The organism is Bacillus sp. XB1 (genome assembly GCF_053557995.1).
In genome coordinates this window covers 450350-465494 of record NZ_JBNRIL010000001.1, presented here as the reverse complement: position 1 = coordinate 465494, position 15145 = coordinate 450350, and the positions used below count along the sequence as shown (strand labels likewise).

Sequence of the window (15145 nt, the reverse complement as noted above, 5' to 3'; positions counted from 1 at the left end):
TCCTCTCTCCTTTACACAATCATTCGAACGGCTACAACACCTGTAATTTTGCTTATATTTTCTACAATATTCTCTTTTATTATATCATCAATTCCGTTATCGATATCAATCATTGTGTATGCCCAAGAATGTTTACTACGATTAATCATATCGGCAATATTAATATGATGTTCCGCTAAGCATCCTGTAATTTGCCCTACCATATTCGGGACGTTTTGATGCATAATTGTAATTCGTTTCTTTCCGATATACGGCAATTCTACGTTTGGATAATTTACTGAGTTACGAATATTTCCTGTCTCTAAATATTCACGTAATTGACGCGCCGCCATTACTGCACAATTTTCTTCCGATTCAGACGTTGATGCGCCAAGGTGAGGCGTCGCTGTTACATTTTTCATCTTTATTACATTTTCATTCGGGAAATCCGTTACGTAATGTGTAATAATATCTTCTTCTAATGCTGTTTGAAGAACCTTTTCATCTACAAGTTCTCCTCTAGAGAAATTAAATAGACGCATCCCTCTTTTCATCTTCTCTACAGCGTGTTCCCCAATGATCCCCTTCGTTTGATTCGTAAGAGGAATATGCAGTGTAATATAATCACACGTTGCAAAAATTTCATCAAGGCTAAATGCTCTTTGCACATGTGTAGAAAGACGCCAAGCTGTTTCAACTGAAATATAAGGATCATATCCGATAACATCCATGCCTAACGCTAACGCATCGTTCGCAACTAAAGCACCGATTGCGCCAAGTCCGATAACACCTAGACGTTTCCCTGCAATTTCTGATCCAACAAATTGTTTTTTTCCTGATTCAACAAGCTGTGGTACTTCTTCACCCTCTAAGTTTTTCGTCCAACTTACACCATTAATAATGTTACGTGAAGACATAATAAGACTGGCAATAATGAGTTCCTTTACAGCGTTTGCATTTGCCCCCGGCGTGTTAAATACTACAATTCCTTTTTCTGTACATCGCTCGACAGGAATATTATTTACACCAGCGCCAGCTCTTGCAATCGCCTTTAAGTCTTTTGAAAACTCTTCTTGATGTAGAGAGTAGCTACGAAGCAAAATTCCATCTGGATGATTGATTCTATCTCCTACTTCATAACGTTCTTCAGTAAAAACTTGCAAACCTTTTTCTGCAATTTGATTTAACGTTTGAACACGAAACATATCCCCATCTCCCTATCTATTCTCAAGCTCAAATTCCTTCATATAATCTACTAATCGTTTTACGCCGTGTGCTGGCATCGCATTGTAAATACTGGCACGCATACCGCCAACTGAGCGATGTCCTTTTAACGTAACAAGGCCGCGTTCCTTCGCTTTTTGTAAAAACTCATTGTTAAGTTCTTCTGACGGTGTTGTAAATGGAATGTTCATAAGTGATCGATACGCAGGATCAACTGGTGAAGTAAACAATTTAGATTCATCTAAAAAATGATAAATAAGTGAAGATTTCATTCTATTTTGTTCTTCAATCGCAGATACTCCGCCTTGCTCTTTCAACCACTCTAGTACAAGTTTTGTTACGTAAATACTAAAGGATGGCGGTGTATTATATAAGGAGTTATTTTTACTGTAAGTTTCATAATTTAACATTGTCGGACAAGAGCGATCTGCTCCCCCAATTAAATCTCTTTTTATAATAGCAATCGTTAAGCCCGCAGGTCCTAAATTCTTTTGCGCCCCCGCGTATATAAGACCAAACTTCGAAACATCATATTGTTCTGACAAAATATTTGAAGACATATCCGCAACGAGCGGCACTCTTTCTATATGTGGAATATCCACATATTTTGTCCCCTCAATTGTATTATTCGTTGTAATATGTACATAATCTAGTTTTTCATCGCTTAGTAAACCGTCCAGTTTAGGAATCGTAGTAAACTTCTCTTGCTCGGAAGAAGCAATTACTTGTACTTCCCCAACTTTTCCGGCTTCTTGCAGTGCCTTTTTAGACCATGAGCCAGTTAGTACGTATCCAGCTTTTTTATACGTATTCATTAAGTTCAGTGGTATCATAGAAAATTGTAATGACGCACCACCTTGTAAAAATAAAACTTCATACTCATCAGGGATGCTCATTAATTCACGAAGTAAGTTACTCGCTTCCTCTATAATACTTTGAAAATAAGAAGATCGATGACTCATTTCCATAATAGACATGCCTGTCCCGTTATAATTTACAAGCTCCTTTTGCACTTTCTCTAAAACTGGCAAAGGGAGTATTGATGGTCCTGCTGAAAAATTATAGACTCTCTCCATTACCCTCATAACCTCCCTATTTCTCATTTTTATTAATTTTTAAACTTTCTGAATTATAACCCAAAATATAATACGTGGTCAATTTGTTTTCTATTATTACGGCGCAAGACGCAATGGAATCGCTTGCATGTGCAAACTATTTTTATAAACATACAAAAAAGTGTTAAGTACATAATCGTACTTAACACTCTAGTAATAAAGTATAATTGCTAATTATCCGTGAAGAACCGATCAAAAATTTGATAAATAGCAGAAAGACCAATGAGCCAATAAATAGTGTCCACAAGCGCCGGCATAGAACCAAACCATTTCTCAACTACATTGTAATCTAACGCTACAAACAACCAATTCAAACCGCCGAGAATCACCAAAATTACTGTAAGGTAAGACAAAAATTTCATTATGATTGCCCCCTAGGTGATAAGATGGTGAAAGGCCTTTCACTAGAAATATATGTAGTAAACTTCAAAACTTACCTATTTTGTAAAAATTATTTTCGGTACCAGCCGTTAATAACTGCCTCCGCTTCTTTACTATGTATTTGATACGGATGTGTACTATCATTAGAGCCAATAAACCAAATTGAAAAACCTTTAAAATATGGTTTCGGTTCTAATACATCGCGGTAAGCACGCCATCCATTTAATTGTACATCTTTCGAAAACACATTAGAAACATCTGGATTCCACGGATTTTGCAGTCCAAGTTCACGCGCTGGAACGTTAAATCCACCAAAATAAACGGGCTTTCCTGTTGCATTATGTAATTGTTCCAATTGCTGAACAACATTTTGTCCACGGTTATATACTGTCGTCGCAAATAAACCTTGCTTCACTTCTTCATATGACGGATTCCTTTTTCCAGAAACTTCAAACCAACTATCGATACTAACAATATCTACCTTCTTTAAATACGGACGGTTTATTTTCTCTATAAACTTCGCTTCATAAGAAGAATCCCAGCTTGCTGTTAACCACCAGTTCATTTGATACAAAACATTTCCTTTATACTGATTACGAACAAAATCAATTGTATCGCTCCAGTATCCTTCTGCATACTCCATATTCACGAAATTAGAAGCAATCTTTAGTCCATACACATTGTATTTACTTGTAATGGAATTAAAAATATCTTGCAGAATAACCGTCTTCCAATTCCAGAAGAAATCATTAATGTTACTTGGGTTCCATTCTGTCTCTCCAACATTCCCCTGCTGAATATATGGGAACGGTTCCACTATAACTTGAATATTACGCTTTAATAATTCTTGAATTAAAATAATAGCTTGTTGCTTTTGCGCTTGATTAATTACCATATTAGTAGAAGTCACATTTGGGATATCTACTTGAATCGGTACATTTACTGTATTTAAATTTAAGCGCTCCACATCCGCTAATACTTTCGCTACATTTCCAACTTCCCATACTGTTACGTTTCCTGATTTGATTTTTCCAGATTGAACAGTATTTACATCTGCCTGTACATTTCCTTGAAAACAAAAAGAAAACAACATAATAAACACTCCTAAAAAACTTATTAAACTCTTATTTTTCTTCACAACTTTCCCCCTATAATTTTTGCCTTTCTTGATTATTTTATACAACGTTTCACATTTATTCCAGAAAAAAATGAAGTGCCGTTCAACTATATTCATATAAATCTTCTAAAAATAGTAGGAAAAATAAAAAAGGAGCAGATTTCCGCTCCTTTTTATCCTTTTACGATTGAAATTATTGAATCCCTTCTGGTAACTTAATTGAATCAAACTTTTCATATGAATCAATCTTTATACTCACAACTGCATCCAATTTTTCCTTATCTGTACTAGCTTTTTTATCTGAGTTACTTTCACTCACTTTTATAGTTGTTCGCATCTCTTCAAATTTATAATCTTTTGTTATTATATATTCAATATTAAACGCATCCATATTAAATCCTTCCGTTAATTTTTTCATATCTCCATTAATTTTTTGTAACGTATCTACCGCTTCTTTTCCCTTTAATTCAAGTGTAAGTTTATATGTGTCTCCATCTTTCTTTGCTTTCATTTTCTTAGCCAAAGCTTCCGGTAAATCTAACTCATTAAGTAAATTTTTACTGACCATTACATCATTTACATTAAATTGATCATTAGGTATCGTGACTAACTCTCCTGTATCAGGATTTTTCACTTGAGCAGCGACCTTTCCATCTACTTCATACGTTACAATATCTGTACCACTTATTTTCATTTCAGCTCTAGAATTCTTCAGTTTCGGCTCCATTTGTATTTTCATTTTAATTTCTTCTGATTGGCCGCTCCCCTTCATTGACATAAGAGATGTCAATGTAAGATATTCCTCTTGTTTTAATCCGTCAGCTGCTTTTTTAAAAATATCTTTCGCTACTAACTCTTTTTCTTTTTTTACAGATACTGTTTTAGGTCCACTTGTTTTTTCACTGCTACAACCAGTTGTTAAACCTACTATTAGCGCCAAACTAGATATTACAACCATTTTCTTCATACTGATTCTCCCCATTTCCCACTTAAAAATATTTTCATCCCATGTATAGTAAATCAACTGAAATAAATATATATACAATAATTATTTAACCTCTAAACGAAACCAGTTATTCAATCCGTATACTAATGTAACTAAAGCTCCTATCATACCAAAAACAACAATATTTATACCAATTGACGAACCAAATAAAACAGCCATCATTGACACCATCAGTAATAGCATAGCAATACTATTTATCTTAATTTCTACTACATCGCCATCCTTTACTTTCTTTTCTTTACTTCCAAAAAAGAATTGTTTTACTTTAATATTCGCTTCATCTAATTCAAAAGGAAGCGTATATTCTTCGTTATTCTCAAGTTTCATTACTACTTCGTTATCTACCTTTACAGCAACTCTTGCTGCTCCTCCCATTACCCCTGTTGCTCTTATTACTTTAATACTCATGCTAAATCTCCTCTCCCCCTATGACTTCTCCATGTCATTCATTTTTGTAATTCTTCTCTTATGAAATCCTTGAATGTAAAACAAAAAATGTATTTGTATGACATCGAAATCTTTTACGCTATACACCCATTTCTCGTTAAACAAAATATTCCAACAGAAATTATAACAAGTTCCTGCAAATTTTTTTGTCAAATTTTGTCGCGTTTACAAAAAAAGAGACTCTTACATATAGTAAAAGTCTTTTCTATCATTACCGTGGCTGTAACGTTAACATTTTCCCTTCTATTCCCGCTGTATTCAGTGTAGTCGTATGATAAATCATCTATTTGATCATGATACCAATCCCTTCTAAAAGGATAAAAATCCTCTTCCCCCTAATTCGCTTCTATTATGAAAGAACCTTTTGAAACATTGAAAAACCCCCTTCATTTTCCTACCAATGAAGGGGGTTTTTCTTATCGTTCGCTACGCCAACTTTCATTATGCCCAAGATTTGAATCTGTCGCTACTTGCACATCATATAACATTTCACTAAAGAAGCGTTTATCTACTTCTTTTGGTACAATGCGTCTTTCATCATCAATCTCATCGTATTCATATGAACCACGATTCACTGTACCTGCTTTATAAAATTGAATGTCAAATACACATACATCTTCTTCATCTTCATAACCAATCGGCGCTCCGCTAAATGACAATTGCACGCCTAATCCGGTACGAGTATCTTCTTTGTAAAATGTATAATACACACCGCCATCTTGAACAGACCCACGGATCCATCCAAGCTTCGTCATCTTACCGAATAACGAACGACCATTTAGTAAAATACCGCCAAATCTCTCAATAGCACTCTCATCATTCTCTTCTACTACAAACACTGGACGCTCAATTTGTAGGAACGGCTGAACAATTCCCGCACTTTCTAATTGCTCTTTCCATAATTCCTTCTCCGCCCCAGACAATTCTAACGGATGAACGAAACCAATAACAGTGCCAGATGAAAGTTCATAACTCTTCCCGTCAATTGTACAGAACACGCCACCTTCTGCATAACGGAATGCCTTCAGCAACTTCCCCTCCTTATACTCACCCCAAATGAGTGAAATAGAAAATTGCTTCATAATTGGATTATCCATAAATACAGACTTCCATGCATTATGTGACCAATAACGCTTTAATGAAAGTGCCGTTTCCAATCGTTGTTTTTGCATGGAAAGAGTATTTCGGAGTTCCTTCTTTAAAGAGGCTAATTCTTTTTTAGCCTCTTCAGCCTTTTCTACATTATCTTTTGCATTCGGCTTTGGAAGTGACTTCATACGTTTTCCTTCTTCTGTCTCTAACTCAATTTTTGACTCTGTAGTTAAAATGGCAGTAAAACTTCGATTCCCGAAATCCATTATTTTTTCACCATGTATAGTAAAGCCAAGGTCCGGCACCAATTGATCTTCCAGCTCTTCCTCTGTTATACCACGTGTTTTCGCAGCAAGACTTAGCGCTTCTTTTGCTGCATTACGTACTTGCTTATGTTTATATTTAAATGCTATTGCATGAATAGACATAAGTGCAAGCTTAGATGAAGACAAACCTAAAGCACGAACGGCATCCGCTGCTATCTTTCCTCTCATTTGAAGCACCCATTCATCAATTTGCTTTATAAGTATGTCGACCATTTTGTCGTCACTATACATTCCGTATAGCGAAAGAATTCCACGTTTCTTCACATCTGCGTCTTGAGAAATCCATATTTGATATATTGTTTGCACATATTCTTTTAAGTCCTCTTCATTTAAAGCTCTACCAATTACTTCTGCTGTTTCTTTCTTCTCAATAACAGCATCTGAAATATACTGTTGTAAATAGGCTAACGGAATTGCAGCATCAGCAATTTCATCAGAGTCACGTAAACGGATTTGTGGCTCATCCCCAATCAATTGCAGAAGTGAATTTCTTGTTTGTTCAGTTAAAATACGTGCACATAGTTCTTCTATCTTTTCTTCCTCCGTTTGAAATAAAAACGAGAATTTTCCTGCGAAAGATTCATTTTTACTTTCTTGCAAAGCTTCCTGTACAAGTTTCGTATATTTTTCAAGCTTATACTCTATAAGTATTTTCATCACATTTTCACGAACAATTTTCTTTTTATTATGAAGTTCAACTGCTACATCTGCTGCAGCTTCTACATCTTTTGAAAGCAGTTTAACTACAGACTCACGCATTTTTTTAGATGAATCTCCTAAGCTTTTAATTAAAATTGGACGCATTTTAATCATGTTATCCTTTGCTAACTCTTCTAAAATATATGCTTTGGCCACAGCAGAATACTCATCAAATCGTTCAATGATGTACGCTTGTTCTTTTACAATTACACAAACAAGCGCTTCCTTCGCCTTATTTCGCTCTTCACTGTAGCATGCAGCTTCTTCAACTGCATAAGCGATAAGCTTTTCCTTACTTAATCCATACGAAAGCAGATCTTCTAATACTTGTTTCGGTTCTACTCCTCTGACAGAACATTCGTAAAGAAGTTCGTATAAATTAACACTATCTTCATTTCCAAACTGTAGTGTAAGTACAGCTTCCCTCTTCGCTACATCATCTATATCCCAAAGAAGCGCAACCTCTAACACCGGCATACCCCAATACATACTTCTATATTTCGGATTTTTAAGTATTTGCTCCATATCCTCAAGTGACAATTTCCCTAGTAAATAATCACGATATGTATCCCGCACTGTAGACAATTTTATTTGCAAAGCAGCAACAAAAAATTCTTCTCGCATTTTCCCTCTATTTAGCTCATATCCTTTTTCAGCTAGCGTTCGTGCGACGATGAGATAATTCATTCTACTTACATATTGCAAAGTACATTGAATAAATTCAGAATCTTCCTCCAACATAAAGCATAGCAATTCATATTCATACGTCTTACAAAAATCCTCACTATTTAAATCATGTTGCCTTAGACGATGCGCAAAAAATCTTTCCTTAGAAATCCAAAACTGTGTACAAAAACTTTGAATTTCTTCATATATTTCTCTATTTACACTACCAGTTTTTTTGTAGTTTTGAGACTGACCGAGAGTGTGACACATATAACGTGTTGCATAGTTTATAAAACCCCAAACATTTTTCTTCGCCAATATTTCAATATATCGCCTCGCAACATTCGAATATTTATGAACACAAAATAATAGCCGCCAAATATGTTCCGGTAAATTCCCACCTATAAATACTTCACTATCATCTTTACCTTTTAAATACCGTTTAACTGCTTCAACCTTTTCCTTTTCCCCTAGCAGTTTCAATATAAATTCTGTATGTTCTTCTAACCTCTCATTCAATAAAGAACTATATGTACGAAACTTTTCATAATCTACATCAAACATTACAAGAAGTAATGTTACTTGCTGGTTAGTTGGTAAAGTATGTAATTGTCCCTCTATATAGTTCGGATTCTCTCTTGTTAACTCTCTAAGAAAAACATCTGCTTCATTCACATAACTTGAAATACTGGATAAATATTTGCATGCGATTGCTACAAGTTTGTCCAAAGGAAGTGCACTTTTTTCTAAATAAATCTTCATTTTAGAAAAACTGACATGCGCAAAACGGACTACAAGAACATTTAATAATTGCTCCTCGAGTATATGGTAAAATAATTGAAAAAAATCCGGATCTTGTTTATGCACTTTCCTAAAATCGTTTATAAATCGCTCCGCAAAATCGCTTCTTTTTTGATCACGAATTGTCGTTAGTTGAATATCTTTTAAAATCTCTTCTTCTTTTGTCTGTAAATATCGTTGTGATAATTGTTTCTGTTCTTCTATCATATTAATATATTGAAACAACTCAGATGTACTAGTAGTCAAACTTTGTACCCCCCGCATCTTTTTATCTATTATAAAATACCCTTATTTAATGGTAGTATAGCATAAATCCCACAAAAACGAACATACATTCTATGTTAAGTTAATGTAAATTAAAATACACTACTCAAAATACATTTCCTTCTCTCTAAACTTCCCATTACGCACTTCTCCCCACTAAAATCCTTTAATTTTTCACTACACCAATTCCTCAAAATCCCCTTCACATAAGCTAACGTTTTCTTATTATTTTCAAACGCAATTTTAAGTGCCTCTAACACTTTCTCTCCAGAAAGTCTTTGTATCCAATTCTTCAATTCCTTCACAATATATGGGGATAAACTACTAATATTTTGTTCATAAAACTTATAAACTTCACTATTTGGAACGTCCTCTTCTATGGTTTCCACCTCTATCTCTTCCGCTTCTTCTTTCTCTTCAATAACTACTTGTGAACTACTATTATCCTCTTCTTTTGGCATACCAAAATGCTGCAATAATAATGGAATCTTGTATTCTTCTTCAAGGCATTTACGTAAAAATATATGTATGAACTCATTACTTTTTATAGTCTTTAACTCACGTAATACGCACTTCTCCACATTCGTATTTGAAATAGGGTTATAGTGTAACCAATTTATTATGAATACCTCTTTCGTTTCCGTATCATATAAAATCTTTCCATACTCAACAAACCTGTTTAGCAACTTCTCAACAGTCTCCATACTATAACCTGTTTCAAGCTCTGCCACACGCTTCGGTAATATGTAAATACCACATTGCTTTGTTTTCGTACCAGTTAACAAATATATGTAAAAATAACGCTCCTCTGGCGTTAAATCTAATATGAATTCATCTTGCCAAAAGTTCACCTGCACATTACGGTATACCGCCATATGTTTCCCTCCACTCTTTGCTAGTAAATAGGAAAATTTTAATCCTTCATTATAAAGATAGGCATACGGGAATGGTTTTGGCATTCGAATTACAATTTTTTTACTACTACAACGCCGGTTTCATTTTTTCGCGCTTGTTTTGTTCTTGTTCTTGTTTTTGTTTTTGTTTTTTCTTAGTGATTTATTACTTGGTAGGGGCTTATAAGGGGCTTAGAAGGGCATTCTACATTACAATCTATGAAATACAATTTGTTCTTCCTACTAAATAGGAGCTATTCCAAATTATTATTTTGGATAGCTCCTTTCAAATTCTTCTTATTTTTTACTTCTACCAATGTCAGCTTCTACATACCATTTATTCTGCTATTTGCGGGCAGTAAAACTCTCATTTCAAAATTCGGTGAATAAACTGCTCGATTGCAGTGCGAGTGGCCCTCACTGATTAAAGTTTCCTTTTATTTTTGCATTGAATCTAACATCTTCACAATAAAGGCAGCTGCCTGACCACGAGTTGCTGTACCTCGGGGATCAAACTCATTATTTCCAATACCATTAACTACCTTTAGACTGTATAATCGTTGAACCGATTCTTTGTATGTTATTAAATGCTTATCTGTAAATGGTAATGCTACTAACTCACCTGTAATTCCTTTATATCGCAATGCTTTGTCAATCATAATAGATACTTCTTCACGAGTAATTGGTGAGTTAGGATCAAAAATCCCTTCACCACGACCATTAATAATTCCTGCACTTGCACAACGTTTAATACCGTCATGAAGTGATGGATGTGCCTCATTAATATCTACAAATGACTTATTTCCCTCTGGTAGTTTAAGAGCATTCGAGATTAATTTCGCAAACTCCGCTCTCGTTACATTTCGATATGGCGCAAATACACCATTACCTTCGCCTTGCATAATACCTAGACTGTTTAATTTACGAATATGCCCTTCAAACCAGCCACCTGTAATATCATCTTTTGGTTTTTGTACTTCTTCCTTAGGCTTTTGTACTTCTTCCTTTGGTACATTGTAGTTAATTTTAATCCAACTTGGGTCATAGAAAATCCATTCTCCATTACCTACTTTATACCAACCATTTTTAACGGCTAATACTTTGTAACGATCTCCGTTTGAAGCTTTACGTACAACACGATGTTCAATACCCGCATCACTACGTACATTGATGCCACTACCATTTACCACTAGTTCCATGCTAGGTTCAGCTGGATTATTTTCATTTGGATTAAATGAGTCATTTTTATCTTGTAAAGGCGTATCAATCTGCGCATTTATATTTGCATACCACTGAATTCCTTGTACGAAACCAGCCCAATTACCACGTGAAATTAAAATGTCAGGACATTTTTTCCCGCTCCATTGTTGATGCTTGTAAATATGATCTGCACCAATTCCTTCTTTGTTCATTAAATAACCTGCAAGTCGTTTTGCATTTTCTAACGCTTTATTGTAATCACCGTCTTGGTTAACCGCAATCTCGATACCGATAGACTCCCTGTTTCCTGAACCATCTCCATCTCCTGCATGCCAACCATTTTCGTTTGTTGGTAAGTGTTGATAAATTTGTCTATCATCTACAGTAAAATGCCATGAAGCTGTTCGGAAAGTGCCTTCAGTTGCTTGCTTGTATAAATATTTCGCATGATTTTCAGCATTAGCACCAGCGGCTGTATTTGCGGTCTCATGAATTGTAATGTAACGTGCTTTCATCGGATTTGCAGGACGAATATCAGGATTTCCTGCTGGAACAATCCACTCCACAAATGGAACTCCTGCAAGTGTTCCATATTTCTTCGTACTCTGTGCACTATATTGAATACCTCTTGGCTTTGCAACAGGTTTCATTTGACGATCAGATCCATCATTTCGACCATCTACAGATTCAAATGCCTTTTCAATGTTTGAAATAGCTTCCTTTTCTGCTACTTGTCCCTTCTTAGCATCTTGCATTTTGTTTAATTCTTCTGTTTCATCATGTTTATGCTTATATTCTTCTAAAAGCATTTTTTCATTTTCAGATACTTCTGCTTCGTTAATTTGTACATGATTAGGAACTTCCAACTTGAAATTAGAATAATTTAATCCGCTCGTTCCGTGTTCTCCTTGGGCAATATTAAGTTGATCAGTTTGAGAGTTGTTTATCTCTTCTGCTGATGCTGATAAAGGTACGCTCCCTAAAATCACTAGACTTGTTGATAGTGCGATTACTTGTTGTTTGATTGTCTTATTCATTATTATAATAAATACATACACACTCCCACCGTGTATGTATCTCAACCTCCCTTTATTGTTACATTAATTTTTTAAAATATGAATCTACTATGTACTTCCAATACATTTTATTTTTTATTTATATATTTAAATTATCATATTTTATACTCATTAAGAAAATATTTATATGTCATCCCTACAGATGAATTTCATCTAACATACTTTTTATAAAATTCGTCAACAAACATTATTTTACAACTAATTACAAATACCGTCAAAATAATCAATTTAAACTTAGACAAATAACTGGCATACAATTTCATAATAAGAGATCCTATACTATCGAAATACATCTATTACAAATTCCCTTTAACGTTTTCAACAATCTCATTTATCGTATTCCGATCAAACTTATCACTAATTTCATATGACTCACGATCCCCTACGAATTGCACGCCTACGATATCATTGCGATCCTTACCGTATTGCACTTCAATAATAGATCCTCGCTCTATTTGTTTCCAAATGAGACCTGCTTCATCTTTATTATCTAAAATAATGCAGTCTTCAATATTTTCGTCAATCCCAATTAACTTATTATCATCCATATATCCAATCTCGTATTGTTGCCGTTCTTTCGCTTTGCCACTTACTAATATACCTTTGCTACCATATGAGTAATCCATATAGTCCTTTTTCTCCGTTTGTACCGCTTTCGGCTTTTGTGCTTCAGTTTTTTCAGCAGCCCCACAACCTGTAATAAGACTGATTGGGATAACCACTATTAATACTAATCTAGTAAATTTTTTTATCATTTGTAACCAACCTCATATATTTAATGCAAAACTCCATTTATTACTCTATTAAAGAATAACATGATACTAAGTAAACAGAACGAAAGATAACATATTATTTACATACTCGCACTTTAATGAAGGACCAGGCCATTTAAACCTAGTCCTACATAACTTTAACTTTGCTTCACATACTTAATTGTATTAAATGACGTCTCATTAAATAATTGCAAGTTTTCCCCATCATAATCTTGAACTTTATATGCTATTTTCTTTTTTTGAATTGTATCTTCTACACCGTCTACTAAACGTTTATTGAGATGTAAATAGATTGTAAAAGCTTCCTTATCATATTCCCAAGTTCCTTCAATATAATTCTTTTTATTTGGATACTCACCTTTACCATATGTTTCAAATGTCTTATCACCTTTTAAAATGAGTGACATATTGAAACCGTCTGTTCCTTGGAATCCCCAATTACCGATTAATTCCGTACCATCTTTCACATTCTTCATAACGTTATCTGTATTAATTCCAGCTTTCTTATCTAACTCTTTCAAATCTTTCATTGATACTGTACCATCACCGATTTTAATATCCCCTTCAAGATCTTTGAATGCCTTAAGCCAGTAAATATCTCCTTCTTTCACTAACTTTTCAGATTTCTCTATTAACTCTTTATCAGTCTTATCACCTTTTTCTCTTTTTTCTTTTCTGGTGAATACTTCATTTATTAAAGAAAAAGACTCTCTAAAATAACTAATTGCTTTTTCAAAATCTTTTTGTTGGTTTACATACTCTGTAGGGGGATCTATTGACTCAAATTTATCTAACACTTTATTTAATTCTTTCACACTATCTACTATATCTGATTTCTTTTTCTTACCGTCAAAAACCTCTCTTGTAATATTGTTATGCTCCGCAAACAACTTATCAAACTCTACTCCTAATTTATACACTTTATTAGGATAGTCTTCCTTTGAAACTTTTTCTTTCTTACTATTAGACTTCGATTCTTTTACTTTAGACTCTTCCGTTTTCTCCTGTTTAGAAGTGTTCGTTTTCTCAGAAACTCCACAACCAAATAACAACATGACCGGAACTGCTACCCCTAGTAGTTTCTTTGCATTCATGACTAATTTCTCCTTCTACTTGAATAGATTACTCTTGCTATACCCATCCTCTTTTTTATCTTGTAATTAAAGTTACAATCGCAATAACTCCTAGAATCGGTCCCCAATATTCCATTTTTATAAAAAATAATGAGTGCTTTTTGTTAAACATAACTTTTTCACCAGTTTCGGCATCTATATAAACTTTCCCATCTGGCTTATTAATATATTTACCTAAATACCAAGACATAACCCCCGATATAATAAACATTACCGCCATTGGCCAACTATGGTCTTGAAAATATGTAGCGTCCCCCGTTATAGATCCAAAGATAGCCTTACCCAAAAGAGTATTAATAATTACAATAATTGCGACTAAAAAACCCCAACCAGACCAAATAATCATCTATTTCTCCTCCTAAAGCGTACAACTTTGTACTTTATGTTAATTTGAACTGCAAACGAAAATGTTTAAAAAACCGAATATTCAGACGTTAATAATTATATTTAGCTTACATTCGATTCTAACTTTAATGTCCTAAATGCAAATGAACCAGATATAATTTGTAAAATTGTCGGAATAAGTAAAAAGAATAATGACATAAATAACATAACTATAGGAATCACAATCATACAAACTCCATAAACTTTATTATTAACCTTGTTTACTAAACACGATAAAATGAACAATCCTATTTGAACCGTTAAAATAATAGAGTAATAAGCTAAAAGTTCGTAATCAACACCTTCCATAATATTAAACGCTACAACTATTAATATTATGGAAATAATAATTCCCAAAATGCCACCAATTAAACCTAATACGAATTCAGGTGTTCTTTTCAATTCAATCCCCCTTTTATGAACCACTAACAACTTGTATATTTTTCCCATTCACCATCATACCAAATATTCATTGGAAAAACTATACAAATGTATTTTTTATTCTACTATACTTTGCTTCTAACTATAGATAGCTTGTAGCAGTCACAAAATCAAAAGCTTCAAAATTA

13 protein-coding genes are annotated in these 15145 nt (G+C 34.1%); all 13 read right to left on the bottom strand.

Annotation, left to right across the window (positions count from 1 at the left end; all coding sequences use genetic code 11):
• Window positions 1–11: 11 nt before the first annotated feature.
• Entirely contained in the window at window positions 12–1184 is a 1173-nt protein-coding gene (locus tag ACK1U5_RS02325; RefSeq protein ID WP_000490230.1) for a 3-phosphoglycerate dehydrogenase family protein, read from the bottom strand.
• Window positions 1185–1196: 12 nt separating this feature from the next.
• Window positions 1197–2279 carry a 3-phosphoserine/phosphohydroxythreonine transaminase gene (serC, locus tag ACK1U5_RS02320; protein WP_069604642.1) on the bottom strand — a complete coding sequence of 361 codons (1083 nt, stop codon included), beginning with the start codon at window positions 2277–2279 and terminating at the stop codon, window positions 1197–1199.
• Window positions 2280–2488: 209 nt separating this feature from the next.
• Complete coding sequence (locus tag ACK1U5_RS02315) at window positions 2489–2680, bottom strand: DUF378 domain-containing protein (protein WP_000670803.1); 192 nt, start codon at window positions 2678–2680, stop codon at window positions 2489–2491.
• A gap of 89 nt (window positions 2681–2769) precedes the next feature.
• Window positions 2770–3837: a glycoside hydrolase family 113 gene (locus ACK1U5_RS02310; protein WP_000739775.1), complete on the bottom strand. Its 1068-nt coding sequence runs from the start codon at window positions 3835–3837 to the stop codon at window positions 2770–2772.
• A gap of 172 nt (window positions 3838–4009) precedes the next feature.
• On the bottom strand, window positions 4010–4783 hold the full coding sequence (locus tag ACK1U5_RS02305) for a DUF6612 family protein (RefSeq protein ID WP_000738991.1): 774 nt from the start codon (window positions 4781–4783) through the stop codon (window positions 4010–4012).
• An 81-nt stretch (window positions 4784–4864) separates the two neighbouring features.
• Window positions 4865–5230, bottom strand: coding sequence for a hypothetical protein (locus ACK1U5_RS02300; protein ID WP_000025025.1), 366 nt, complete (start codon window positions 5228–5230; stop codon window positions 4865–4867).
• Window positions 5231–5685: 455 nt separating this feature from the next.
• Window positions 5686–9099, bottom strand: a complete 3414-nt coding sequence (locus ACK1U5_RS02295) for a DUF4132 domain-containing protein (RefSeq protein WP_069604644.1) — start codon at window positions 9097–9099, stop codon at window positions 5686–5688.
• A 110-nt stretch (window positions 9100–9209) separates the two neighbouring features.
• A complete protein-coding gene (locus ACK1U5_RS02290; protein WP_000312088.1) occupies window positions 9210–9992 on the bottom strand; it encodes a DnaD domain-containing protein in 783 nt (260 codons plus the stop codon).
• A gap of 455 nt (window positions 9993–10447) precedes the next feature.
• Complete coding sequence (locus ACK1U5_RS02285) at window positions 10448–12247, bottom strand: S-layer homology domain-containing protein (RefSeq protein WP_069604652.1); 1800 nt, start codon at window positions 12245–12247, stop codon at window positions 10448–10450.
• 335 nt (window positions 12248–12582) lie between these two features.
• Window positions 12583–13041 carry a hypothetical protein gene (locus ACK1U5_RS02280; protein ID WP_000591634.1) on the bottom strand — a complete coding sequence of 153 codons (459 nt, stop codon included), beginning with the start codon at window positions 13039–13041 and terminating at the stop codon, window positions 12583–12585.
• 155 nt (window positions 13042–13196) lie between these two features.
• Window positions 13197–14153 carry a DUF3994 domain-containing protein gene (locus tag ACK1U5_RS02275; protein WP_000992211.1) on the bottom strand — a complete coding sequence of 319 codons (957 nt, stop codon included), beginning with the start codon at window positions 14151–14153 and terminating at the stop codon, window positions 13197–13199.
• 55 nt (window positions 14154–14208) lie between these two features.
• Window positions 14209–14538, bottom strand: a complete 330-nt coding sequence (locus ACK1U5_RS02270) for a hypothetical protein (RefSeq protein ID WP_000587853.1) — start codon at window positions 14536–14538, stop codon at window positions 14209–14211.
• A 101-nt stretch (window positions 14539–14639) separates the two neighbouring features.
• On the bottom strand, window positions 14640–14978 hold the full coding sequence (locus tag ACK1U5_RS02265) for a DUF4064 domain-containing protein (RefSeq protein WP_000831724.1): 339 nt from the start codon (window positions 14976–14978) through the stop codon (window positions 14640–14642).
• Window positions 14979–15145: the final 167 nt, after the last annotated feature.

Coding starts and splice junctions, on each gene's coding strand:
- ACK1U5_RS02325 (WP_000490230.1), bottom strand. CDS start 1,184: ATGTTTCGTGTTCAAACGTTAAATCAAATTGCAGAAAAAGGTTTGCAA.
- serC (WP_069604642.1), bottom strand. CDS start 2,279: ATGGAGAGAGTCTATAATTTTTCAGCAGGACCATCAATACTCCCTTTG.
- ACK1U5_RS02315 (WP_000670803.1), bottom strand. CDS start 2,680: ATGAAATTTTTGTCTTACCTTACAGTAATTTTGGTGATTCTCGGCGGT.
- ACK1U5_RS02305 (WP_000738991.1), bottom strand. CDS start 4,783: ATGAAGAAAATGGTTGTAATATCTAGTTTGGCGCTAATAGTAGGTTTA.
- ACK1U5_RS02300 (WP_000025025.1), bottom strand. CDS start 5,230: ATGAGTATTAAAGTAATAAGAGCAACAGGGGTAATGGGAGGAGCAGCA.
- ACK1U5_RS02290 (WP_000312088.1), bottom strand. CDS start 9,992: ATGGCGGTATACCGTAATGTGCAGGTGAACTTTTGGCAAGATGAATTC.
- ACK1U5_RS02285 (WP_069604652.1), bottom strand. CDS start 12,247: ATGAATAAGACAATCAAACAACAAGTAATCGCACTATCAACAAGTCTA.
- ACK1U5_RS02280 (WP_000591634.1), bottom strand. CDS start 13,041: ATGATAAAAAAATTTACTAGATTAGTATTAATAGTGGTTATCCCAATC.
- ACK1U5_RS02275 (WP_000992211.1), bottom strand. CDS start 14,153: ATGAATGCAAAGAAACTACTAGGGGTAGCAGTTCCGGTCATGTTGTTA.
- ACK1U5_RS02270 (WP_000587853.1), bottom strand. CDS start 14,538: ATGATTATTTGGTCTGGTTGGGGTTTTTTAGTCGCAATTATTGTAATT.